Consider the following 21,860-nt stretch of genomic DNA (forward strand, 5'->3'; position numbering starts at 1 on the left):
TCACACCTCCGCCATCGCGCTGTGGGCCGGGGCACTGACCGGGACCACCTTGACGAACTCGCCGAGTTCCTCGATCAGCCGCTGCTGGATGCCGGACAGCGTCATGCTCGCCATCTGGCAGCCGGTGCAGGCGCCGGTCAGCTTGACGTAGACGTTCTTGCCCTCGACATCCAGCAGTTCGACGTCGCCGTGGTCGCGCTGCAGGGTCGGGCGGATCGATTCGAGCACCCTTTCGATACGGCGGATGCGCTGCAGGTTGGTCATGGGCTGCGCGGCAGGCGCCGCTTGCGCTGCCTCCAGGGTCACCAGCGGCGCCTTGGCCTTCTTCTTCGCCGCCCTGGCGCCGGTGCCGGCCGGGACGAAGATCTCGCCACGGGCGGCCAGCTCCTCGACCAGCAACCGCTCGATGCCCTCGTGGCAGGACGAGCAGCCGCCGCCGGCCTTGGTGTAGTTGGTCACGTCCTCGACGCTGGAAAGGCGGTTGGCGCGGATGGTCTCGCGCACCATCACCTCGTCGATGGCGAAGCACTTGCAGACCAGCGCGCCCTCCTCATGGTCGTCTTCCAGTTCTTCGCCGCGGTAGTTGGCCACCGCCGCCTGCAGGGCCTCGCGGCCCATCACCGAGCAGTGCATCTTCTCCGGCGGCAGGCCGTCGAGGAAATCGGCGATGTCCTGGTTGCTGATCTTCAACGCCTGGTCGACGGTCAGCCCCTTGATCATCTCGGTCAGCGCCGAGCTCGATGCGATCGCCGAGCCGCAGCCGAAGGTCTGGAAACCGGCGTCGAGAATCACGTCGGTGTCGGGATCGACCTTCAGCGACAGCCGCAGGGCATCGCCGCAGCTCAGCGAGCCGACGTCGCCGACGGCATTGGCCTCGGCCACGGCACCGGCGTTCTTCGGGTTGTAGAAGTGTTCTTTGACCTTTTCCGAATAATCCCACATGACGGCTGATCTCCCGGTGAAATGCTGGGCGGCTGGTCCTGGCCGGCCGCCTCGTAGTGGCGCTTAGCAGGCGAAGGACTTGCCGCAGTTGCAGCCACCGCTGGCGTTCGGATTGACGAAGGTGAAACCGCTGCCTTCCATGCTGTCGACGAAATCCATGGTCACACCGGCGAGCAACGGCGCGCTGGCATCGTCGATCAGCACGGTGAAGGCGCCGCAGTCGACCCGCTGGTCGCCGGCGAGGTCCTGCTCCTCCAGCTTCAGGCTGTACTTCAGCCCCGCACAGCCGCCACCCTCGACGCTGATGCGCAAGCCGGCGGTGGGCTTGCCGGCGTTGCTGATGAAGCGGCTAACCGCGCACTTGGCGCTCTCGGTCAAAGTAATCATCGGCATGTCTCCTCGACTGGACGCGGCTGCCTGGGCAACCTGTAGCAGGGGAGTTGCAACCGCCATGCCACACCCGAAAAGAAACGAAAATCGATGATTATCAACAGGTTGCAGGAAGGGCGTGCCAACCCCGGCTGTCGCGAACAGGACTTGCCGAAGGCGAATGTCACCTTTGCTACAAGCCCGGTCCGCCCTGCACACGAATCGAAACCGCTGGCTTCACGATGTTTACTTATATACAAAGCGACATAGATAAAGCCTGCCTGTCACGACCCGCACATTCGCGAACCCGCCGAGCACAAAGCCAAGCCCTTGAAAACCGGCCGCTTTCCCGGCATGCCAGCCTGGCGACGGTTTTGCAGGCGGTGGCGAGACAGCCTTTCCCAGGAGCTCTTCCATGAATGTCCCACCCCTCCAGATACAGATACCCGGCGAATGCCAGCCCAGGCCCACATCCATTCGCAACGCCGAGCGCAACCTCGAGCTGCTGGCATCGATCGAGGCATCCGGCTCCATCAGCCGTGCCGCCAAGCGGATCCGGCTCAGCTACAAGAGCGCCTGGGACTGCGTGGATGCCATGAACAACCTGTCCCAGGCGCCCTTGATCGACTATTCGGCCGAAGTCGGCACCCACCTGACCGAGTACGGAAGACGCCTGCTGGAAGCCTGGCAGCAGTTGCGCGAAGCGCCCCCCTCCGCAGAGCCGCTGGAAGCGGCCGAAATCCAGCGGCAACTGCGCGCGCTGTCGCTCAGCACCAGCGCACGCAACCAGTACCGCGGACGCATCAGCCGTATCGAGCGCGATGCCATCGAAGGCTGCGTGACGCTGGATATCGGCGAAGGCGTGACACTGCAGGCGACAGTGTCGAATGACAGCCTGGAAGAGATGCAACTGCGCGAGGGCACGATGGCCATGGCCCTGATCAAGGCCGACTTCGTGATGCTGTCGCCCGATCCGGCGGTGGGCATCGGCGCCCGCAACCGCCTGCACGGCAAGCTGTTGAGCCTGATTCCCGGCGCCGTGCGCAGCGAAGTCAAGCTGCGCCTGTCGCCGGGCCGCACGCTGACCGCCCTGGTGACCAATGCCAGCGTCGCCGAACTGGGCCTGGGCAGCGGCCAGGACTGCACCGCGCTGATCAAGGCCTCGCACGTCATCGTCGCCGCCGAGTGAGCGGCTCCAGCGGAGCGCCATGACCGCCGAAGCTCGACGCTCGCCCATGCTCAGTCGGCCCCATCCGCACCGGCCGACCTCGGCACCATCGTCGTCGACAACCGTGGCGAAGACAGCCTGGGCGCGGCCCGGTCGGTCGGCCGCGAGCAGATCCGCGCGCAACGAAGAAATGGTCCACGTGCGCGGCTTCGACCTGCGCCAGGTGCCGATCTTCGTCGACGGCATCCCCATCTACGTCCCCTACTACGGCTACGCGGACCTCAGCCGCTTCACCACCTTCGACCTGGGATGGGTCGAGGTGGTCGGCCTGTCCATCGACTCTTCGTCGCCTCTAGCATCGACAGCGACGCGTCCCTGCGCTTCGTCTACCCGGCGCACGCGGGCTCAACCCCAGCCATGTCGCGATCACCGCCGGCACGCGGGAGCCGGAGGCGGCCGAAGCCTTCGTCGCCTTCGTGCTGTCCGTCAGCGGACATCCGCAAGCTGCCGGTGCGCCCGTCGGTCTACGCCGAGCTGCTGGTCGGCCACCACGACCCGTTTTGCGCCGCCGCAGCCTACGATTACGGTCTGGCGGCCGCCCTCATAATCCACGCCTCCGCCAATCCACGCTCATGGATGCCGATGGCCCTCGCCGCCACAGCCCGGCTCCTCGTGCGGCAATCCCGCTGGCAGGGTGCCGGCGAGCCAGGCCTTCACGGCGCGCAGCGGATCGCTCTCGGCGGTGGTCAGCAGCGTCACGCCGCGCTCGCCCAGGCGGCGCACCACGCCGTCGCCGGCGCTGGCGGCGATGGCCACGTCCACCGCGTGCAGCGGATGGCGTTCGGGCTGGGCGCTGACGTGCCACTCGTGCAGGCAGGCCTGTTCGTCCAGCGCCAGGCGGTAGACCGATTCCGGCGCCTCGCCGGGCCAGATGTCGTACATCTGCCAATGATGCGCCCGGCCGGCATGCCCGGCGACCTTGCCGTGGCGGTCGATGGCCACGGCGACCAGCCTGCGCGCGTCGCTCATGCCCAGGCCGCCTCGTCGTCGGAGCGGTCGAAGCGCACCCGCTGTTCCGCACTCACGCCCAGCAGCTTGGCCAGCCACGGCGGCGGGCTGCCGGCCATGACGGTCTGCAGGTCGGCGAGGATCTGCCGCGCCTCGCCGCCGGCTTTCTTGATCGGATACAGGCCGCCGCGGACCACCTTGGCCGCCGCCGGGCCGCCGATGGAGACCACGTAGAGCACCTGGCAGTCGCCGATCAGTTCGGCGCGCGCGCCGTTGCGGTCCTCGGCGAACTCGGTGTCCAGCGCCGAGCGCACGTCCACCAGCGCCAGGCTGTCGACGCCGACCTGGTAGACCAGGAAGCGCAGGCAGGAGCCGAAGTGGCCATCCAGCCGTTCGCCGTTGTTGGAGGCCACGGCCACCCGGATCGAACCTTCCGGCACGACGTCCAGGGCCTCCGCCTGCGGCAGGTCGTCGTCGACGCCTTCGCCCCAGAGGATGCGCACCGCCTCCTTCAGCGCCGGCAGGCCGATGCCGATGTCCTCGCCGTCCTCCTCGCCATCGGCGCTGGCGAAGGCGGTCTTGAGGTCGGTGACGGTCACGCGCTGCAGGCTCTCTTCGTTCAGTTCGCCTTCGATCCGCTGATGCAGGATCTCCAGCAGGCGGCCCACGCCCACCTCGGGCAGGGCCCGGGCGGCCAGGGCGATGCGCAGTGCGGTTTCACGGTTCATTTTCGGGGGCTGGCTGTCCATCGGTCGCTCCTCTCTGGGCTGTTCTCATCCACGGTGGCTGTCTGCGACGATCGCTTCAGTCGTCGTCATCGTCGTCTTCGTCCAGCACGCGCGTGATGCGCTGGTAGATCTCCACCCGATCGCCCTCCTTCAGCGGGCTGTCGAGCTTGACGAACTTGCCGTAGACGCCGACCTTTTGCCTGCCCAGGTCGATGTCCGGGCAGTAGCGCAGCAGGCCGGACTGCTCGATGGCCTCGGCCACGCTGCAGCCCTCCGCCACCCGGCAATCGAACAGCAGGGGTTGCCGGGGTGCGGCGTATACAACGGAAATCTTCATGGTGCGCTTCGCTCCTCGGCCGGCCTCACTGCAGCACGATCAGTTCGCCATGGGTCCTGACCCGTCGCTCGGCGCGGCGGCGGTCGACCACCCGCTTGAACGCCAGCACGAAGCCCAGGACGATGAATGCCCCGGGCGGCAGGATCGCCAGCAGAATCCCCTGGAAGTCGGGAAAGACGGTGATCTCCAGCCAGCGGAAGTGCTCGCCCAGCAGCAGCGAGGCCTGGGCGAACAGCGTGCCGCTGCCAAGAATCTCGCGCACCCCGCCGATCACGATCAGCACCCAGGTGAAGCCGATGCCCATGCCGGCGCCATCGAGGATCGAGGGCAGCACCGGGTTGCGGCTGCTGAAGGATTCGGCGCGGCCGAGCACCGCGCAGTTGGTCACGATCAGCGCGATGAACAGCCCCAGCACCTTGTACAGCTCGTGCATCCAGGCGTTCATCGCCATGTCGATGAGCGTCACCACGCCGGCGATGATGCCGATCATCAGCGGGTTGCGCACCGCCGGCGAAATGCTGTGGCGCAGCGCCGAGACGATCGCGTTGGTGATCATCAGCACCAGCGTGGTGGCCAGGCCCATGCCCAGGCCGTTGGTGGCGGTGGTGGTCACCGCCAGCGCCGGGCACAGCGCGAGCATCTGCACCAGGGCGACGTTGTAGTCCCACAGCGCCGAGCTGAAGTAGCCGAACAGCCCCTTGGGCGTGGCTGCCGCGACCTCGGGTGATCCGCAATGGCTGCTCATGGCCGGGTCTCCTGGTTGGACTGGACAGTGGACTGGCGGGCCTGGAATTCGAGCGTTCGCACCACACCCTTGACGATGGCCCGCGGGGTGATGGTGGCGCCGGCGAACTGGTCGAACTGGCCGCCGTCCTTCTTCACCGCCCACCGATCCAGCGCTGTGTTGGCCAGCGACAGGCCGTCGAAGCCCTTGATCCAGTCGCTGCGGGCGATTTCGATCTTGTCCGCCAGGCCGGGGGTTTCCTTGTGGCTGAGCACCCGCACGCCGAGGATGCGGCCTTCGTTGTCGAGGGCGATGAGCTGGACGATCGGGCCGCCGTAGCCGACGGTGCTGACCTGGAAGGCGGTCGCCGTCAGTTGCCCGGCACGCCGCGCCGGGTACACCTCGACCAGGCCCAGTTCGGCATCCTCGAGCTCGAAGGCGTCGGCCAGCGGGTCGTTGTCGTAGAGCGCCTGCGGCAGGACCTGGCGCAGCACGGCCAGGCGGTCCTGCAATTCGGCATCGACGATCCGCTGCCGGGTCAGCTGGTTGCCCAGCAGCAGCACCACGGCCACCAGGGCGCAGACCAGCCCCAGCGACAGCGCCTGGTAGGCGACCCGGTCGCGCCAGGCCTCGATCAGGCCGGGTCGGACGGCCGACGGTTCGCTGCCGGACTCTGCGGGCGGAACCTGGGTCATCTCGTTCATACCTTGTCGACCTCCTTCACCTGGCTGGTCCATTTCGCCGCCACCAGCGGCTTGCCCCGCGCGTTGCGCCCATAGGCGCGCGGCCGGCAGAGCCGGTCGATCAGCGGCACCAGGGCGTTCATGAACAGCACCGCGAAGGCCACCGCCTCGGGGAAATTGCCCCAGCTGCGGATGATGAACACCAGCGCCCCGCAGCCGATCGCGAAGACCAGCCGCCCGCTGCGGCTGGTCGGCGAGGTCACCGGATCGGTGGCGATGAACAGCGCGCCGAGCAGCAACCCGCCCGAGGTCAGGTGGAACAGCCCGCCGCCATACACCTGCGGATTGATCTGGTGCGCCAGCGCCGCCAGCGCCGCCACCGTCAACAGCATGCCCAGCGGGATCTCCCAGTGGATGATGCGCAGCGCCAGCAACCAGAGCCCGCCGAGCAGGATCAGCAGCTCCGAGGTCTCGCCGAGGCCGCCGCCGCTGTAGCCGAGAAAGGCCGGCAGCAGGTCGAAATGCTCGGCGAGGATCTGCGTGGCGCCATGGCCCAGGGTCAGCTCGGTCTGCAACTGGCCCAGCGCCGTGGCGCCGCTCAGGCCATCGGCCAGCGTCCCGCCGGCGAAGGTGATGCGCAGGCCTTCGAGCCAGTCGGGCGCGCCCGCCGCGCCCAGCGGCAGGGGCAGCGCCCAGGTGGTCATCTGCAGCGGAAAGGCGATCAGCAGCGCCACCCGCGCCAGCATCGCCGGGTTGAACACGTTCTGCCCGACGCCGCCATACAGCTGCTTGCCGATGCCGATGGCGAAGACGCTGCCGGCCACGGCGATCCACCAGGGCGCCCAGGGCGGCAGCGTCAGCGCCAGCAGCCAGCCGCTGAGCAGCGCGCTGCCGTCCAGCAGGCGGCGCAGCGGCCGGCCGAGCAGGTACAGGCAGACGGCCTCGCAGGCCACCGCGCTGGCGCAGGTCAGCAGCCACAGGTTGATCGCCGGCCAGCCGAACAGGTACAGCCCCCAGGCCGTCGCCGGCAGCAGCGCCAGGCACACGTGCAGCATGATGCGGTCGACCGAGGAGCGGTCGTGGGCGAACGGCCCCGATGCGATACCTGGCGCGCTCATGACGACACCTCGCTGCTGGCGGCCGGCGCCGCCGTCTTGCGTTTCTTCGCGGCCTTGGCCGCCGCCCTGGCCGCTTCTTCCTCGGCCAGGCGTGCCTCGCGCGCCTCGGTGAGGCGCTTGATGTAATCGTTCTTGCGTGCGGCGCTGCGGCGTTCGTCCTGCTGGCCGACGGCATACTGGAAGTACTGCACCAGCGGGATGTGCGACGGGCAGACGTAGGCGCAGCAGCCGCAGAGGATGCAGTCGCGCAGGCCGTACTCGCTGGCGCCGTCGAAATCGTCGACGCGGGTGCGCGCGGCCATCTCCAGCGGCGCCAGGCCCATCGGGCAGGCATCCACGCAGCGCGCGCAGCGGATGCACGGCGCGCTGTCGTCATGCGGCAACTCGTGGCGGTCGAGCGCCAGCAGGCCGGTGGCCCCCTTGATCACCGGCACCGCCGTCGACGGCAGCGGCATGCCCATCATCGGCCCGCCGAGCAGCAGTTGCCGCGGCTCGCGCAGCAGCCCGCCGCAGGTGTCGAGCAGCGCCTGCGCCGGCGTGCCGATCAGGGTCTCGACGTTGCGCGGGCTGCTCACGCAGCCGCCGGCCACCGTCACCACCCGCGAGATCAGCGGGCGGCCGTGGCGCAGCGCCTGCTGGATCGCGTAGACCGTGCCGGCGTTGTGCACCAGCACGCCGACGTCGGTGCTGCGCCCGCCGGCCGGCACCTCGCGGCCGGTGACCTGGCGGATCAGTTGCTTGGCCGAGCCCATCGGGTAGAGCGCCGGCACCGCCACCACCTCGACGGCGCCGTAGGGCTCGCTGGCCGCGCGCATGGCCGCCAGCGCCGCCGGCTTGTTGTCCTCGATGGCGATGACGATGCTGTAGGCGCGCAGGATGTGCTGGATCAGCCGCGCGCCGTCGACCACCGCCTCGGCGCGCTCGCGCATCAGCCGGTCGTCGCAGCTCAGGTACGGCTCGCACTCGCTGCCGTTGACCAGCACCGTCTTGATCTCGTGCTTCGTGCCCTGCTTGAGTTTCACCGCAGCCGGGAAGATCGCCCCGCCGAGTCCGACCACGCCGGCATCGGCGACACGCTGGGCGAGCCGCTGCGGGGCCTCGGCGAAGGGATCGGCCGGTACGTCCAGCTCGATCCAGCGCTCCTCGCCATCGCATTCGAGCACCATGCCATTGACCTGGAGCCCGGACGGGTGCGGCGCGTCGATCGGCCCGATCGAGACGATGCGCCCGGAACTCGGCGCATGGATCGGCGCCGAGAGCTCGGTGGGCGAGCCGGCCAGCAACTGGCCCTTGAGCACCCGTTCGCCCGCCTTCACCACCGGCAAGGCCTCGGCCCCGGCGTGCTGGCGCAACGGCAGGTACAGGCGCGGCGGCAGTGGCTGCACGGCGATGCCGAGGGCGGCCGAGCGGTCCTTGTGGGCGGCGGGATGGATGCCGCCGCGAAAATGCGCGAGGTGGAACATGGTCGACTCCCGGGGTCTGACGCCCCTGTTCATCAGGCGAAATCAGGCGGCCCGGGGCTTGGCCCAGCGCCAATGGTCCAGCGTCGGTTCCTGGGCCGCGAGGGCGATGCAGTCTTCCGGGCAGGCCTCCAGGCATTTGCCGCAACCGGTGCAGGCGTTGCTCAAGACGCAATGGATCTGCCCATTGGCGCCGACGATGGCGTCGGTCGGGCAGGCGCGAAAGCAGCGCGTGCAGCCGGTGCACTCGGCGGCATCGATGCGCGCCAGCATCGGCGCGGCGAGCGCGCTGGCATCCAGCGGCACGCCGAGCAGCTCGGCCAGACGCTCGGCCAGCGCGGCGCCGCCGGGCGGGCAGCAGGTGACCGCGGCGCGGCCCTCGACCAGGGCGCTGGCCGCCGCGCCGCAGCCCGGATAACCGCACTGCCCGCACTGGCTGCCGGGCATCAACGCCTCGATCTCCTTGACCAGCGGATTCTCCTCCGAGACCGCCAGGTAGCGTGCCGCCAGGCCGAGACCGCCGCCCAGCAGCAGGCCCATCAGTGCGAGAACCAGAATTGCGCCCAGCATCGTTCCTCCTTCGCCAGCCTCGCCGGCAGCAGCATTCAGATCAGGCCGGCGAAGCCCATGAAGGCCATCGCCAGCAGCCCGGCGGTGACGAAAGCGATCGGCGCGCCGGCAAAGGCCGCCGGCACGCTGGCCAATGCCAGCCGCTCGCGCAGGCCGGCGAAGATCACCATCACCAGGGTGAAACCCAGCGCCGAGCCCAGGCCGAACAACCCCGCCTCGGCCAGCCCGTGGCCCTCGCGCACGCTGATCAGCGGCACGCCCAGCACGGCGCAGTTGGTGGTGATCAGGGGCAGGTAGATGCCCAGGGAACGATGCAGCGGCGGGCTGACCTTGCGGATGACCATCTCGATCAGCTGCACCATGCCGGCGATCACCAGGATGTAGGAAAGGATGCGCAGGAAGCCGATACCCAGCGGCAGCAGCACGTAGTGTTCGAGCAACCAGCTGCTGATGCCGCCCAGGGTCATCACCAGGGTCGTCGCCAGGCCCATGCCCAGCGAGGGATCGAGCTTGCCGGACACGCCCATGAACGGACACAGGCCGAGGAAGTAGACCAGCACCACGTTGTTGACCAGTACGGTGCCGATCAGGAACAGCGCGTATTCCATAAACCCTCTCCGCTGTAATGGCGCTGCACCGTTGTCGGGCAACGCGACGTCACGAGAGGGTTTTGCATCAAGCATGCCACGCCCCGCCAGATGTCCCGGAGCCCCCCGGGAGCCCGGGATTCGTTGATGCAGATCAACGAAGCTCGCGATAGCGCAGCCTCCGACGGCGCTGGCGGGACGGATTTTGTGGGATTTACGACAGGTCCAGAGGGGCAGGCGCGCCTCCCTGTGGGTTTTGCAACAGCGCAACGGGCGTTTGCCGGGCGCAAATGCGCCTGCGCAACCTGTTTAGGGCCCTTGCGGGGTCGCCGACGTGGAATGTGACCGGCGGCACGCGGTTTGCAAAACCCGAGGGGGCTGTTGCCATTTCATTCGCGACCTCGATGAAACGGCAACAGCCCCTAACCGTATGGCTTTGCAGCGGATACCGGCGCACAGACGTCGGCTTCGCCGCATCGATGAGGACATTGCACATGACCCAGGCCACCCCCGAGCGCGACGTGGGGCAACCCGCCGCGTCCGATGGATTGGCGCCCGAGGTGTTCCAGCAAGCCGTGGAACACGCGCCGATCGCCATCTCCATCACCGATCTGAAGGCCAACATCCTCTATGCCAACCGCGCCTTCAGCGCCATCACCGGCTACGACAGCGCCGAGGTGATCGGCAAGAACGAGTCGGTGCTGTCCAACGGCACCACCCCGCGGCTGGTCTACCAGGCGCTCTGGAGCCGCCTGGCGCAGAAGAAGGCCTGGTCCGGCATGCTGATCAATCGGCGCAAGGACGACAGCTGCTACCTCGCCGAGCTGACCGTGGCACCGGTGCTCGACGAGCACGAGCGGACCATCCATTACCTGGGCATGCACCGCGACAGCAGCGACCAGCACAAGCTCGAACAGCGCGTCAGCAACCAGCGGCTGATCATCGAGGCGGTGGTCGACAGCGCGCCGGCGGCCATCGTCGTGCTCGATCACGCCCTGCGCATCCGCCTGTCCAATCCCAGCTTCAACCGCCTGGCCGCCGAGCTCGGCGACCAGGCCACGCCCGCGCAACTGGTGAGCCTGCTGCAGGACAACCTCGGCGGCGCCATCGAGGCGCTGAAGACGCATGGCCAGGCCTTCACCGGCAAGGAAGTCACCTTCGACCTCGGCGGCCACGCCCCGCGCTGGCTGTCCTGCCACGGCCGCGCCATCCGCATCGAGGGCGAGCGCGCCGACGATTTCTTCGACCCGGGCGAGGAAAACTACCTGCTGCTCACGATCAACGACATCACCGGGCTGCGCCAGCAACAGCAGGCCTCCCAGCTCAACGCGCTGAAGGTGCTGATGGCCGAGGAAGAGTTGCTCGACGGCATGCGCGAGACCTTCAACGGCGCCATCCACCGCCTGCAGGGCCCGGTCAACCTGATCAGCGCCGCGCTGCGCATGCTCGAACGGCGCCTGGGCGACAGCGCCGAGGGCGACCCGGTGCTCAGCGCCATGCGCGAAGCCAGCCAGGCCGGCATGGACGCGCTGGAAAGCCTCAGCGGCTCGATTCCGCAGCGCCAGACCGGCGGCTGCGTGCCGGTCAACGTCAACCAGCTGATCCGCGAAGTGGTCAGCCTGATGACCGACCAGTTGCTCGCCCAGGGCATCGTCGTCGACTGGCAACCGGCGCTGCGCCTGCCCTGGGTGATGGGCGCCGAAGGCCGGTTGCGCAGCATGATCAAGCAACTGCTGGAAAACGCCATCGAGGCCATGAGCCAGAACCAGGACAACCCGCGCACGCTGTCGATCGTCACCCGCGTCCAGGGCCAGCGGGTGGTGCGCCTGGAAATAGCCGACAGCGGCCCGGGCATCGCGCCGGAGCTGGCGCTGAAGGTATTCGAGCCGTTCTTCAGCACCAAGCCGCCGCACAAAGCCGGCCGCGGCATGGGCCTGGCCATGGTGCAGGAAACCGTCACCGAACACGCCGGCACGGTGCATATCGATAGCGGCTACGACCAGGGCTGCAGGATCGTCGTCGAACTGCCCTTCTCGGCCAGCTGACAGGGGAAGCTCGCATGAACGCCACATTCGCCGAACGCCCCAGCGCGCCGACCCGCAGCGAACTGCTGGATGCCCAACTGCAGGCGCTGGCGCAGATCGCCCGCATCCTCAACCGCGGCCGGCCCATCGAGGAACTGCTGGCCGAGATCCTCGCCGTGCTGCACGAAGACCTCGGCCTGCTGCACGGGCTGGTCTCCATCTGCAACCCGAAGGACGGCAGCCTGCAGGTGGGCGCCGTGCACAGCGACTCCGAAACCGTGGTACGGGCCTGCGAAAGCACCCGCTACCGCATCGGCGAAGGCGTGTTCGGCAACATCCTCAAACATGGCAACAGCGTGGTGCTCGGGCGTATCGACGCCGAACCGCGCTTTCTCGACCGGCTGGCGCTGTACGACATGGACCTGCCCTTCATCGCCGTACCGATCAAGGCCATCGACGGCACCACCATCGGCGTGCTGGCGGCGCAACCCGACCGCCGCGCCGACGAGCTGATGCCCGAGCGCACCCGCCTGATGGAAATCGTCGCCCGCCTGCTGGCGCAGACCGTGCGCCTGGTGGTGAACCTCGAGGACGGCCAGGAAGTGGTCGACGAGCGCGACGAACTGCGCCGCGAAGTCCGCGCCAAGTATGGCTTCGAGAACATGGTGGTGGGCCACACCACCTCCATGCGCCGGGTTTTCGACCAGGTGCGGCGGGTCGCCAAGTGGAACAGCACCGTGCTGATCCTCGGCGAATCCGGCACCGGCAAGGAGCTGATCGCCAGCGCCATCCACTACAACTCGCCGCGCGCTCATCAGCCGCTGGTACGCCTGAACTGCGCCGCGCTACCGGAAACCCTGCTCGAATCGGAACTGTTCGGCCACGAGAAAGGCGCCTTCACCGGCGCCGTGAAGCAGCGCAAGGGACGTTTCGAACAGGCCGACGGCGGCACCCTGTTCCTCGACGAGATCGGCGAGATCTCGCCGATGTTCCAGGCCAAGCTGCTGCGCGTGCTGCAGGAAGGCGAACTGGAGCGCGTCGGCGGCACCCAGACGGTGAAGGTCAACGTGCGCATCGTCGCCGCCACCAACCGCGACCTGGAGCACGAGGTGGAGCAAGGCAAGTTCCGCGAAGACCTCTACTACCGCCTCAACGTCATGGCCATCCGCGTCCCGCCGCTGCGCGAGCGCAGCGCCGACATCCCGGAACTGGCCGAATTCCTCCTCGACAAGATCGCCCGCCAGCAGGGCCGCAAACTCAAGCTGACCGACAGCGCCCTGCGCCTGCTGATGAGCCACCGCTGGCCGGGCAACGTGCGCGAACTGGAAAACTGCCTGGAACGCTCGGCCATCATGAGCGAGGATGGCACCATCAGCCGCGACGTGGTCTCCCTCACCGGCCTCGACCACGACGCCACGCCGCTGGCGCCGGTCCCCGAGGTCGACCTCGCCGACGACAGCCTCGACGACCGCGAACGCGTCATCGCCGCCCTGGAACAGGCCGGCTGGGTCCAGGCCAAGGCCGCCCGCCTGCTCGGCATGACGCCCCGGCAGATCGCCTACCGGGTGCAGACGCTGAACATTCACATGCGCAAGATCTGAACGGCACAGCGCCCCCTCGAGCCCCACGTCCGGGCCTCGAATACAGTGGACACCTGATGAACCCTTAATACGGCTAGTAGGCAATCTAATGAATGCCTGCCTATATTTTCCGGGAAAATTCCGAGCGCGTATCACCCGCGATGGGCCATGGCCGTGGCCCTTTACCTTCCCGAGGAGTTCACCATGGCGAGACTTCAGGTCAATGGCCAGGCCAGGGACATCGAGGTCCCCGACGACATGCCGCTGCTGTGGGCGCTGCGCGACGAGCTGGGCATGACCGGCAGCAAGTTCGGCTGCGGCGTGGCACTGTGCGGCGCCTGCACGGTGCACATGGACGGCGCGCCGGTCCGCGCCTGCATCACGCCCGTTTCGACGGCGGCCGAGCACGCCATCACCACCATCGAAGGCCTGCAGGCCGACCGCGTGGGCCAGGTGGTGCAACGCGCCTGGCTCGAACAGAACGTCGCCCAGTGCGGCTACTGCCAGGCCGGCCAGATCATGACGGCCGTGGGCCTGCTCAAGAGCACGCCGGCGCCCAGCGAGCAGCAGATCGAAGAAGCCATGAGCGGCAACATCTGCCGCTGCGGCACCTATCCGCGCATTCGCGCCGCCGTCCAGCAGGCGGCGCAAGTCCTTGCGCAGGGGGACCAGTAGATGACCGGCAGCGCACTCTCCCGACGTCGTTTCCTGCAGGGCAGCCTGGGCCTGCTGACGCTGGCCGTGACGGCCAGGGGCCTGGTCAGCGTCGCCTGGGCCGACGACGCTCCCCGATACGGTGCCGACAGCATGCCCGGCGGTACGGTGGACGATCCGCTGGTCTTCGTCTCGATCGCGACCGACGGCACCGTCACCATCGTGGCGCACCGCGCCGAGATGGGCACCGGCGTGCGCACCAGCCTGCCGATGGTGGTGGCCGACGAGATGGAGGCGCGCTGGGACCGGGTCAAGGTCGTGCAGGCCGAGGCCGACGAGGCGCGCTACGGCAACCAGAACGTGGACGGCTCGCGCAGCGTGCGGCACTTCCTGATGCCCATGCGCCGCGTCGGCGCGGCCGCCCGGCAGATGCTCGAAGCGGCGGCCGCCGCGCGCTGGGCGGTGCCGGTCGCCGAGGTCAGGGCGACGCAGCACGAAGTCCTGCACCAGCCCAGCGGTCGCCGCCTGGGCTACGGCGAACTGGCGGCGGATGCGGCCAGGCAACCCGTGCCCACGGGCGATGCGCTGCGGCTCAAGACCCGCGCCGAGTTCCGCTATATCGGCAAGGACCGGGTGCGCCTCGTCGACCTGGAAGACATCGGCACGGGCCAGGCCATCTACGGCATGGACATGCGCCTGCCCGGCATGGTCTACGCCGTGGTGGCCCGCCCGCCGGTGGTGGGCGGCACGCTGCGCCGGCTGGACAGCCGCAAGGCGCTGGCGCTGCCCGGCGTGCTGCAGGTCATCGAGATTCCCGCCTTCCAGGGCGCGCCGGCGTTCCAGCCGCTGGGCGGCGTGGCCGTGGTCGCGCGCAACACCTGGGCCGCCATGCAGGGCCGTGCCGCGCTGGAACTCGAATGGGACGACGGCGCCAATGCCGGCTACGACTCGGCCGCCTATCGCCAGGCGCTGGAAGAGGCTTCGCGCGCGCCCGGCAAGGTGATGCGCGACCAGGGCGACGCCCCGGGCAGTTGGGCGCAGGCAGCGGAGCGCGAGCGCTTCGCCGCCGAGTACTACGTGCCCCACCTGGCCCATGCGTCGATGGAGCCGCCCGTGGCCACGGTGCGCATCCAGGATGGCCGCGCCGACGTCTGGACCTCGGTCCAGAACCCCATCGCCGCCCGGGACGCCGTGGCCGCCCGGCTCGGACTCCAGCCCGAGAAGGTCAAGGTCAACGTCCTGCTGCTGGGCGGTGGTTTCGGCCGCAAGTCCAAGCCCGACTTCGTCGATGAAGCCGCCATCGTCGCCCGGGCCATGCCCGAAGGCACCCCGGTCAAGCTGGTGTGGACGCGCGAGGACGACATCCGCCACGACTACCTGCACACCGTCTCCTGCGAACGGCTGGAAGCCGTCGTCGACCGGCAGGGCCAGGTGCGTTCCTGGCTGCACCGCAGCGCCGCGCCCACGATCGCCTCGTTGTTCGCCGAAGGGGCGAAAGGCCAGCAGCTGTTCGAGTCGGCCATGTCGGCCATCAACATGCCCTACCGCATCCCCAACGTGCGCGTGGAAACCGCCGAGGTGCCGGCGCATGCGCGCATCGGCTGGTTCCGCTCGGTGGCCAACATCCCGCATGCCTTCGCCGCGCAATGCTTCATCGCCGAACTGGCGCACCGCGCCGGCAAGGACCACCGGCAGTTCGCCCTCGACCTGATCGGGCCGGCACGCCGGCTCGACCCCGGCACGCTGGCCGACACCTGGAACTACACCGAGTCGCCCGAACGCTACCCCTACGACACCGGCCGCCTGCGCGGCGTGATCGAGGCCGCCTGCGAAGGCGCCGGCTGGGGCCGCGAACTGCCCGAGGGCCATGGCCTGGGCCTGGCCTTCTGCTACAGCTTCATGAGCTACACGGCCAGCGTGGTCGAGGTGGCCGTGGACGACGAGGGCGAGGTGCGCGTGCTGGCCGTCGACATGGCGCTGGACTGCGGCCCGCAGATCAATCCCGAACGCATCCGCGCGCAGATGGAAGGCGGCGCCATCATGGGCCTGGGCCTGGCGCTGGCCAGCGAGATCACCTTCGAGAGCGGCCGCGTGCAGCAGAGCAACTTCCACGACTACGAAGTGCTGCGCCACTCCGCCTCGCCGCGGCTGATCCGCACCCACCTGGTCAACGACGACCACGACCTGCCGCCCGGCGGCGTGGGCGAGCCGCCGGTGCCGCCCGTGGCGCCGGCGCTGTGCAACGCGATCTTCGCCGCCACCGGCAAGCGCGTGCGCAGCCTGCCGGTGCGCAGGGTGGCGTAAGAACCGGCCCGGAAATCGCCTGTCGTGCGCTTCGGGCACGCCGGGCGATTCGCCGCCGGTCGGCGCACACGACCTGCGACGGGGCGGGCACGGTCTAGTACACAGGAATGCCCTGCCGCGCTTGACGGCCGCTCATGCCCGATAAGGAACCACGACATTGGAAAGCATCGATGTACGCGTACTGCGCACCGCCCGCGACTGGCATGCGGCCGGACATCGGCTGCTGCTGGTCACGGTGGTCAAGACCTGGGGCTCGTCGCCGCGCCCCGTGGGTTCGATGATGGCATTGCGCGAGGATGGCCGCTGCGTGGGCTCGGTCTCCGGCGGCTGCATCGAGGATGACCTGGTCCACCGCTACACCCGCGCCTACGGCGGCGCGGGAGACATCGGGCAGACGACGCCCGCGGTCGTGCGCTACGGCGTCACCGCGGACGAGGCGCATCGCTTCGGCCTGCCCTGCGGCGGCACGCTGGAACTGCTGCTGGAGTTCCAGCCGGACTTCACGGCGCTCGACGAACTGGTGCGCCAGCTGGAATCGGGACGACTCATGCAGCGCACGGTCGACTGCGCCAGCGGCGCGGTGACGCTGCAGCCGACCTCGATCCCCGAGGCGCTGCGCTTCGATGGCGCCAGCCTGTCCTGCACCCTGGGGCCGCAATACCGCATGCTGCTCATCGGCGCCGGCGCGCTGGCCGAGTACGTGGCCACCATGGCCCTGTTCAACGACTTCGCGGTGACGGTCTGCGATCCGCGCATCGAACATCGTGGAACCTGGACCGTGGCAGGCGTGGCGCTCAGCACGGAAATGCCCGACGACGCGGTTCGTACCCTGAATCCCGACCCGCGCACCTGCATCGTCGCCCTGAGCCACGACCCCAAGCTCGACGACCTGGCCCTGCTGGCGGCGCTGCACAGCCCCGCCTTCTACGTCGGCGCCATCGGCTCGCGGCGCAACACCGCGAGCCGCAGGCGCCGCTTCATCGAGCACTTCGACGAGACGGAGGACTCCCTGCGGCACCTGCATGCGCCGGTCGGCCTCTACATCGGCAGCAAGACCCCCGCCGAGATCGCGGTGAGCGTGATGGCGGAAATCCTGGCGGTGAAGAATGGGGTGGAGCCTGGCTTGAAGCTTGAAGCTTCCTCCCACCATGCGCTGAACGCCTGGGCACGGCCATCCAGGTGAATGGGGCGGCCGATCTCCGGCGTCCACAATGCATAGCTGCGTCCCTGGCTGGCGACGGTGATCCGCTTGAACGGATCGTCCCAATCGTGGGGAGAGATGGAAAAGCGGCCAGCATGCGCGGGTGTCAACACCTTCGCTCGCAAGTCTTCAGCCGCCTGCGCTGCCTGCTCGGGGTTCATGTGCACATTGGCCCAGTGCGGATCGTACTGGCCCATATCGAGCGCCACCCAGTCGAAAGGACCAAGCCGCCGGCCGATCTCGACGAAGTGCGGCGCGTAGCCGCTGTCGCCGCTGAAGAACAGACGGCGCTCGGGCGATACCAGCGCGAAGCCGACCCACAGCGATCTGTTGCGCGTCAAGGTACGCCCGGAGAAATGTCGGGCCGGGGTGACGTGGATCTGCAGCCCTGGTGTCGGCTCGACGACATCGAACCAATCGACCTCGCGCACGATGTCCATGTCGTAGCCCCATGCCTCGAAGTGCGCCCCCACCCCGAGCCCGGCCACCACCCGCCTGACCTTGTCCTGCAGCGCCAGGATGCTCGGATAGTCCAGGTGGTCGTAATGATCGTGGGTGACCAGCAGCACGTCTATCTTGGGCATGTCCTGCGCCGTATAGAGGCTGGTGCCGTCGAAGGCCAGATTCGCCCGCGGCACGGGTGCGGCATTGCTGCTGAAGACCGGATCGATCAGGATGCGCTGCCCGGCCAACTGCACGAAGTAGGAGGAGTGGCCGAGCCAGATCACCAGGTCCTGCGCAGGATCGAGCGCCCCGAGATCGGTCTTGATGGCGGGAATCGAACCCGGCGGACGTGGCTGGCCCTTTTCCCCGAAGATCGTCTCCAGCCACATCGACCACTCGGGCTGCTCCGTCGTCCGCATCGGCGTGTCGATCTGGTTGTGGAATGCGCCATCGGCATGGTTGGGCGAGCGCGCGATACGCTCCAGCCACTCGCCGCTCGGCAGCGCGCCGAACAGCGGGTGCTGCAGGTAGGCGGCGATGCCAATACCGCCCAGAACGACAATACCGGCGCATACCATCAGGAAACGCGAGCAGAATTTTTTCATACAGGAGTAATCCGCACTCTCGCTTCGCCGCCCGACTGGCTGACGTGCGCGTGGCACGGCGCAGGTGAGAACGGCACGCTACGGATGCACTGACCGGTCATCCTGTCGTCAATCCGGGATTTCATGATTCCAACCGCGTCTCGGCGGTTGCCTCCTTTCGTTCTCGATACGATGCGTGTCGGCTGGTGTCTGGCGGGCTGTCGGCCGGCTGCGGGGAAGCCCGAGGCGACGACGCAACTCCGCGCCGCCATCACGCCAGCTTCGTGCCGGTGGCGCGGGCGAGATCGGCCAGCAGTCGGTCCTGGAGTCCTGCGTCGTTGACGGCGGGATGCGGCTGCTCACGCTGTTGGTGATGCCAATAGCCGCCGCTGGTCAATGCCTCGAGGTCATTACTGGTCGCGAGCCACTCCTGGGTCAGGTGTCCCAGCCGCAGGTCGTCGGGCGCGCCCGGGCCACCCATCCTGGTCGGTACCCAACCCGGATCGACCGCGTTGCTGTACACCTCCGACCACAAGCGCGCGACGGCTGCGGCCAGGGTGGTGACGAACAGTTTGCTGTCCGAGTAGCTCCCCGTGGACGTGCGGCCGGCCCAGTCCATGCCGGCTAGGTCGGCGCGCCCGCCCCGGTGCATGCTGCTGCTCAGGTAGATCAGGCGCTCGGGGCGCTGGATCAGGGCCGTGAGCAGGTATGGCGCGACGACGTTGACCACCAGCAACTGCGAGCCTGAAATGATGCCGGCGTTGTGGATAACGGCATCCATCCGGCCGATCGCATTGACCTGGCTGGCGAGATCACGGATTTGCGCAACGTCCGACAGATCGCCGATCGTGGCGATGGCGCCCTGCTCCAGCAGTTCCTCGACGGCGGGCAGCCGGGCCCGGGAACGGACGTGCACGACGACCTCGTGCCCCTCGGCGAGCAGCGTCCGCGCCGCGGCATGGCCCAGTCCATCGGCCGAACCGGTGATGAACACACGGGCCTTGCCGGCACCTCGTTGTGCCCTGGGCATGGAGGTCTCCTTACGTGGATTCGGTGGCGTTTGTGCCCAGCATGCGGTAGCGGGCAGGAGCGATCCTGCGACCAGTACAGCCCCCAGCTCAGCGCCTGCGGTGAGAAATCTTCGACGCTCCATGGGCGTGTCTTCCGGTTCTGGCCGCCAGATTCAACATGACCTGTGGCGGCGTGTCGTTGCCAGGCGAATCATCGGCTCGAAGCAGGCGCACGCATCAAGATTGCGACGTTTGCCAGCAACGATAACCGTTGTATCCGGCGCGGCAAGGGCACCACGGATCGCACGTGCCATTGCCGCGTATCGAGCGAAGAGCACGCCCGCGGGGCTTCGCCGCCCGGCATGTCATGAATCCGCACCGAATCATCCAGTCCCTAGCGCAGGTGTTCGCCGAAGAACGCCGTGATCCTGTCGAAGGGGATCTTGTCCAACTGGTCGTACAGGTCGACGTGGCTGGCGCCCGGGACGATCAGCAGTTCCTTCGGCTCGGCCGCCGCCTCGTAGGCGGTTTCGCTGAAGTAGCGCGAGTGCGCGTTCTCGCCGTGGACCAACAGGACCGGGCGTGGCGAGATTTCCTCGATGTAGGTGAGCAGCGGCATGTTCATGAACGACAGCGGCGTGGTGATCGTCCAGGCATTGCCGGAGTTGACCGCCCGCGGATGGTAGCCGCGCGGCGTCCGGTAGTAGTCGTGGTAGTCGACCAGGAACTGCGCCTCGCCACCCTGCAGTTCGTTGTAGGGCGGCTGGTAGGCGGGGGTACCGTTTTCCGCGTCCTGCCAGCGCTGCCGGCTCAGTTGCTCCAGCGTCTGCGTGCGCTGTTCGAGGGTCACGCTGTCGTTGTAGCCCTTGGACATGACCCGCGTCATGTCGTACATGGTGCTGGCCACGACGGCCTTGACGCGCTTGTCCACGGCCACGGCGTTCAGCGCCATGCCGCCCCAGCCGCAGATACCGATGATGCCGATGCGCTCGCGATCGACTTCCGGGCGCAGGCCGATGAAGTCCACCGCCGCACTGAAGTCTTCGGTATTGATGTCCGGCGAGGCGACGTTGCGCGGCTCGCCGCCGCTCTCACCGGTGTAGGACGGGTCGAACGCCAGGGTGACGAAGCCGCGCTCGGCCATGGTTTGCGCGTACAGGCCGGACGACTGTTCCTTCACCGCGCCGAACGGGCCGCTGACGACGATCGCGGGAAGCCGCTCGCCGCTACGCTTCTTCGGCAGATACAGGTCGGCCGCCAGGGTGATGCCGTAGCGGTTAGTGAACGTGATCTTCTGGTGGTCAAGGTTCTCGCTTCGAGGGAAGACCTTGTCCCATTCCTGTGTCAGTTGCATGGTGCCTGCCTCGCTGCTGCTGGAAGTCGCTGCCGCCAGGGCCGCCGGCCCGGCGAGAAGCGCTGCCGAGCCGACGAGAAGGGAGCCCTGGATGAACGCTCTGCGGGAGCCGGGCTGCCCGCTGGTGGCGATCTTCGGGTTGGATTCGTTCATGGTTTTCTCCTTGGCGTTGGAGGTTCTGGTGTTCTCGGGGCGTACGGGGCCGTGATGCGCCAGGACAGGTGCTCATCGTGGTTTCCTAGCGATAGGCAGCGGGCCTGTTCCCCTCGGTATGAGGCTGGCTGATGCCGAGGTTTTCGTTGACGTGGCGCTCGGGATGCTCGACGAGATCGGCCACGAAGCGCCCAAGACTGGCGCGCGAGGTCTCCGTGCCCTTGTAGATCTCCCCCTTGTGCGTCAGCTGGACCTCTTCGGTGGTTTCATCCGTCAGCCAGACCGGGCGCAGGATGGTGTAATCCAGGGAGGAACTCTCGATCACCTCGGCCGTTTTCAGATTGGTGGGTCGGGTCTGCCCTACCACGCTCTTGTCCCAGGAATTGAACGGCTCGGGCAGTTCGTCGTAGATGCCTCCGGCACTGATGGCGATGATGCGGCGAACGCCAAGCGCCTCCATCGTCTCGACCAAGGCTTGCGTGACGTCGCCGAGGTCCATGCCGCCCAGCGCACTGATGACGATATCCTGACCCTGGAGGGCCTTTTTCAGAGCATCTGGACTGCGGGCGTCGCCCTCGACCACCTGGACGCGCGGACTCTTGAAATCATGCAGGCGTTCGGCGTGGCGCGCGAAAAGCATCAGCTCCACATCGCCCTGCTCCAGCAGGCGTGGAACGATTTCCCTGGCTGTGCGGCCGTTGGCGCCCAGTACGATGACTTTCTTCATCAGGACCGCCCTCCGTTCACCTTTTGCCGAAGTTCACGCCAGCCCGGTTGCTCGCATTGAAGGGCCGCCGAGTCGCATTCAGGACGGTCGAGCTTCCCGTCCAGCGACGTCAGCGCGTGAATGATGACGCA

At 68.0% G+C, this 21,860-nt stretch carries 21 protein-coding genes and 1 pseudogene; 7 read left to right on the forward strand and 15 right to left on the reverse strand.

Annotated elements, in window-relative coordinates; genetic code table 11:
• Window positions 1-942 carry a Fe-S cluster assembly protein NifU gene (gene nifU / locus P5704_006075; GenBank protein WOF80052.1) on the reverse strand — a complete coding sequence of 314 codons (942 nt, stop codon included), beginning with the start codon at window positions 940-942 and terminating at the stop codon, window positions 1-3.
• Window positions 943-1,005: 63 nt separating this feature from the next.
• On the reverse strand, window positions 1,006-1,329 hold the full coding sequence (locus P5704_006080) for an iron-sulfur cluster assembly accessory protein (GenBank protein WOF80053.1): 324 nt from the start codon (window positions 1,327-1,329) through the stop codon (window positions 1,006-1,008).
• A 397-nt stretch (window positions 1,330-1,726) separates the two neighbouring features.
• On the opposite strand from P5704_006080, the gene P5704_006085 reads away from it, so the two are divergent.
• Entirely contained in the window at window positions 1,727-2,500 is a 774-nt protein-coding gene (locus tag P5704_006085; GenBank protein ID WOF80054.1) for a TOBE domain-containing protein, read from the forward strand.
• A 169-nt stretch (window positions 2,501-2,669) separates the two neighbouring features.
• Window positions 2,670-3,086, forward strand: a complete 417-nt coding sequence (locus P5704_006090; GenBank protein ID WOF81182.1) for a Plug domain-containing protein — start codon at window positions 2,670-2,672, stop codon at window positions 3,084-3,086.
• A 23-nt stretch (window positions 3,087-3,109) separates the two neighbouring features.
• On the opposite strand, the gene P5704_006095 is transcribed toward P5704_006090, so the two are convergent.
• From P5704_006095 to rsxA, 9 genes are read right to left on the reverse strand one after another with little or no spacing between them, the layout of a single operon-like run.
• Window positions 3,110-3,508, reverse strand: coding sequence for a nitrogen fixation protein (locus P5704_006095; GenBank protein ID WOF80055.1), 399 nt, complete (start codon window positions 3,506-3,508; stop codon window positions 3,110-3,112).
• Window positions 3,505-4,236, reverse strand: a complete 732-nt coding sequence (locus P5704_006100) for a dinitrogenase iron-molybdenum cofactor biosynthesis protein (protein ID WOF80056.1) — start codon at window positions 4,234-4,236, stop codon at window positions 3,505-3,507. Before P5704_006100 ends, P5704_006095 begins: the two co-directional genes overlap by 4 nt.
• Before the next feature lie 55 nt (window positions 4,237-4,291).
• Complete coding sequence (locus tag P5704_006105) at window positions 4,292-4,552, reverse strand: RnfH family protein (protein ID WOF80057.1); 261 nt, start codon at window positions 4,550-4,552, stop codon at window positions 4,292-4,294.
• 25 nt (window positions 4,553-4,577) lie between these two features.
• Entirely contained in the window at window positions 4,578-5,297 is a 720-nt protein-coding gene (locus tag P5704_006110) for an electron transport complex subunit E (GenBank protein WOF80058.1), read from the reverse strand.
• The gene (rsxG, locus tag P5704_006115) at window positions 5,294-5,980 is read right to left on the reverse strand and encodes an electron transport complex subunit RsxG (GenBank protein WOF80059.1); all 687 of its coding nucleotides are present in this window, start codon (window positions 5,978-5,980) and stop codon (window positions 5,294-5,296) included. The genes P5704_006110 and rsxG overlap by 4 nt, the downstream gene beginning before the upstream one ends.
• On the reverse strand, window positions 5,977-7,077 hold the full coding sequence (locus P5704_006120) for an RnfABCDGE type electron transport complex subunit D (GenBank protein ID WOF80060.1): 1,101 nt from the start codon (window positions 7,075-7,077) through the stop codon (window positions 5,977-5,979). The genes rsxG and P5704_006120 overlap by 4 nt, the downstream gene beginning before the upstream one ends.
• Entirely contained in the window at window positions 7,074-8,540 is a 1,467-nt protein-coding gene (gene rsxC / locus P5704_006125; protein WOF80061.1) for an electron transport complex subunit RsxC, read from the reverse strand. Before rsxC ends, P5704_006120 begins: the two co-directional genes overlap by 4 nt.
• Before the next feature lie 42 nt (window positions 8,541-8,582).
• Window positions 8,583-9,107 (reverse strand): RnfABCDGE type electron transport complex subunit B, encoded by a 525-nt coding sequence (locus P5704_006130; GenBank protein WOF80062.1) that lies wholly within the window; start codon window positions 9,105-9,107, stop codon window positions 8,583-8,585.
• A gap of 35 nt (window positions 9,108-9,142) precedes the next feature.
• Window positions 9,143-9,715, reverse strand: coding sequence for an electron transport complex subunit RsxA (rsxA, locus tag P5704_006135; GenBank protein ID WOF80063.1), 573 nt, complete (start codon window positions 9,713-9,715; stop codon window positions 9,143-9,145).
• 473 nt (window positions 9,716-10,188) lie between these two features.
• Here rsxA and nifL point away from each other — a divergent pair, with 473 nt between their 5' ends.
• From nifL to P5704_006160, 5 genes are all read left to right on the forward strand, one after another.
• Window positions 10,189-11,739: a nitrogen fixation negative regulator NifL gene (gene nifL / locus P5704_006140; GenBank protein WOF80064.1), complete on the forward strand. Its 1,551-nt coding sequence runs from the start codon at window positions 10,189-10,191 to the stop codon at window positions 11,737-11,739.
• 14 nt (window positions 11,740-11,753) lie between these two features.
• Complete coding sequence (gene nifA / locus P5704_006145; protein ID WOF80065.1) at window positions 11,754-13,319, forward strand: nif-specific transcriptional activator NifA; 1,566 nt, start codon at window positions 11,754-11,756, stop codon at window positions 13,317-13,319.
• Between the two features lie 183 nt (window positions 13,320-13,502).
• Window positions 13,503-13,973 carry a (2Fe-2S)-binding protein gene (locus tag P5704_006150; GenBank protein WOF80066.1) on the forward strand — a complete coding sequence of 157 codons (471 nt, stop codon included), beginning with the start codon at window positions 13,503-13,505 and terminating at the stop codon, window positions 13,971-13,973.
• Complete coding sequence (locus tag P5704_006155; GenBank protein WOF80067.1) at window positions 13,974-16,256, forward strand: molybdopterin cofactor-binding domain-containing protein; 2,283 nt, start codon at window positions 13,974-13,976, stop codon at window positions 16,254-16,256.
• Between the two features lie 157 nt (window positions 16,257-16,413).
• On the forward strand, window positions 16,414-17,439 hold the full coding sequence (locus P5704_006160; GenBank protein ID WOF80068.1) for an XdhC family protein: 1,026 nt from the start codon (window positions 16,414-16,416) through the stop codon (window positions 17,437-17,439).
• A 173-nt stretch (window positions 17,440-17,612) separates the two neighbouring features.
• Here P5704_006160 and P5704_006165 read toward each other — a convergent pair.
• The 4 genes and pseudogenes from P5704_006165 to P5704_006180 all read right to left on the reverse strand — a co-directional run bounded on the left by P5704_006165 (window position 17,613) and on the right by P5704_006180 (window position 21,729).
• Window positions 17,613-18,506: pseudogene (locus P5704_006165) on the reverse strand (MBL fold metallo-hydrolase).
• Between the two features lie 250 nt (window positions 18,507-18,756).
• On the reverse strand, window positions 18,757-19,515 hold the full coding sequence (locus P5704_006170) for an SDR family NAD(P)-dependent oxidoreductase (protein ID WOF80069.1): 759 nt from the start codon (window positions 19,513-19,515) through the stop codon (window positions 18,757-18,759).
• A 374-nt stretch (window positions 19,516-19,889) separates the two neighbouring features.
• A complete protein-coding gene (locus tag P5704_006175) occupies window positions 19,890-21,002 on the reverse strand; it encodes an alpha/beta hydrolase (protein WOF80070.1) in 1,113 nt (370 codons plus the stop codon).
• Window positions 21,003-21,087: 85 nt separating this feature from the next.
• Window positions 21,088-21,729 (reverse strand): SDR family oxidoreductase, encoded by a 642-nt coding sequence (locus P5704_006180; protein WOF80071.1) that lies wholly within the window; start codon window positions 21,727-21,729, stop codon window positions 21,088-21,090.
• Window positions 21,730-21,860: the final 131 nt, after the last annotated feature.

The sequence above is a fragment of the Pseudomonas sp. FeN3W genome (assembly GCA_030263805.2).
Lineage (GTDB): Bacteria > Pseudomonadota > Gammaproteobacteria > Pseudomonadales > Pseudomonadaceae > Stutzerimonas > Stutzerimonas stutzeri_G.

Excerpts from the sequence above, each read along its gene's own strand:
- P5704_006100 (WOF80056.1), bottom strand. The coding sequence starts at position 4,236 with ATGGACAGCCAGCCCCCGAAAATGAACCGTGAAACCGCACTGCGCATC.
- nifA (WOF80065.1), top strand. The coding sequence starts at position 11,754 with ATGAACGCCACATTCGCCGAACGCCCCAGCGCGCCGACCCGCAGCGAA.
- P5704_006170 (WOF80069.1), bottom strand. The coding sequence starts at position 19,515 with ATGCCCAGGGCACAACGAGGTGCCGGCAAGGCCCGTGTGTTCATCACC.
- P5704_006095 (WOF80055.1), bottom strand. The coding sequence starts at position 3,508 with ATGAGCGACGCGCGCAGGCTGGTCGCCGTGGCCATCGACCGCCACGGC.
- P5704_006090 (WOF81182.1), top strand. The coding sequence starts at position 2,670 with ATGGTCCACGTGCGCGGCTTCGACCTGCGCCAGGTGCCGATCTTCGTC.
- rsxA (WOF80063.1), bottom strand. The coding sequence starts at position 9,715 with ATGGAATACGCGCTGTTCCTGATCGGCACCGTACTGGTCAACAACGTG.
- P5704_006110 (WOF80058.1), bottom strand. The coding sequence starts at position 5,297 with ATGAGCAGCCATTGCGGATCACCCGAGGTCGCGGCAGCCACGCCCAAG.
- P5704_006130 (WOF80062.1), bottom strand. The coding sequence starts at position 9,107 with ATGCTGGGCGCAATTCTGGTTCTCGCACTGATGGGCCTGCTGCTGGGC.
- rsxC (WOF80061.1), bottom strand. The coding sequence starts at position 8,540 with ATGTTCCACCTCGCGCATTTTCGCGGCGGCATCCATCCCGCCGCCCAC.
- nifL (WOF80064.1), top strand. The coding sequence starts at position 10,189 with ATGACCCAGGCCACCCCCGAGCGCGACGTGGGGCAACCCGCCGCGTCC.
- P5704_006150 (WOF80066.1), top strand. The coding sequence starts at position 13,503 with ATGGCGAGACTTCAGGTCAATGGCCAGGCCAGGGACATCGAGGTCCCC.
- P5704_006155 (WOF80067.1), top strand. The coding sequence starts at position 13,974 with ATGACCGGCAGCGCACTCTCCCGACGTCGTTTCCTGCAGGGCAGCCTG.
- P5704_006085 (WOF80054.1), top strand. The coding sequence starts at position 1,727 with ATGAATGTCCCACCCCTCCAGATACAGATACCCGGCGAATGCCAGCCC.
- P5704_006120 (WOF80060.1), bottom strand. The coding sequence starts at position 7,077 with ATGAGCGCGCCAGGTATCGCATCGGGGCCGTTCGCCCACGACCGCTCC.
- rsxG (WOF80059.1), bottom strand. The coding sequence starts at position 5,980 with ATGAACGAGATGACCCAGGTTCCGCCCGCAGAGTCCGGCAGCGAACCG.
- P5704_006080 (WOF80053.1), bottom strand. The coding sequence starts at position 1,329 with ATGATTACTTTGACCGAGAGCGCCAAGTGCGCGGTTAGCCGCTTCATC.
- P5704_006175 (WOF80070.1), bottom strand. The coding sequence starts at position 21,002 with ATGAACGAATCCAACCCGAAGATCGCCACCAGCGGGCAGCCCGGCTCC.
- P5704_006180 (WOF80071.1), bottom strand. The coding sequence starts at position 21,729 with ATGAAGAAAGTCATCGTACTGGGCGCCAACGGCCGCACAGCCAGGGAA.
- nifU (WOF80052.1), bottom strand. The coding sequence starts at position 942 with ATGTGGGATTATTCGGAAAAGGTCAAAGAACACTTCTACAACCCGAAG.
- P5704_006105 (WOF80057.1), bottom strand. The coding sequence starts at position 4,552 with ATGAAGATTTCCGTTGTATACGCCGCACCCCGGCAACCCCTGCTGTTC.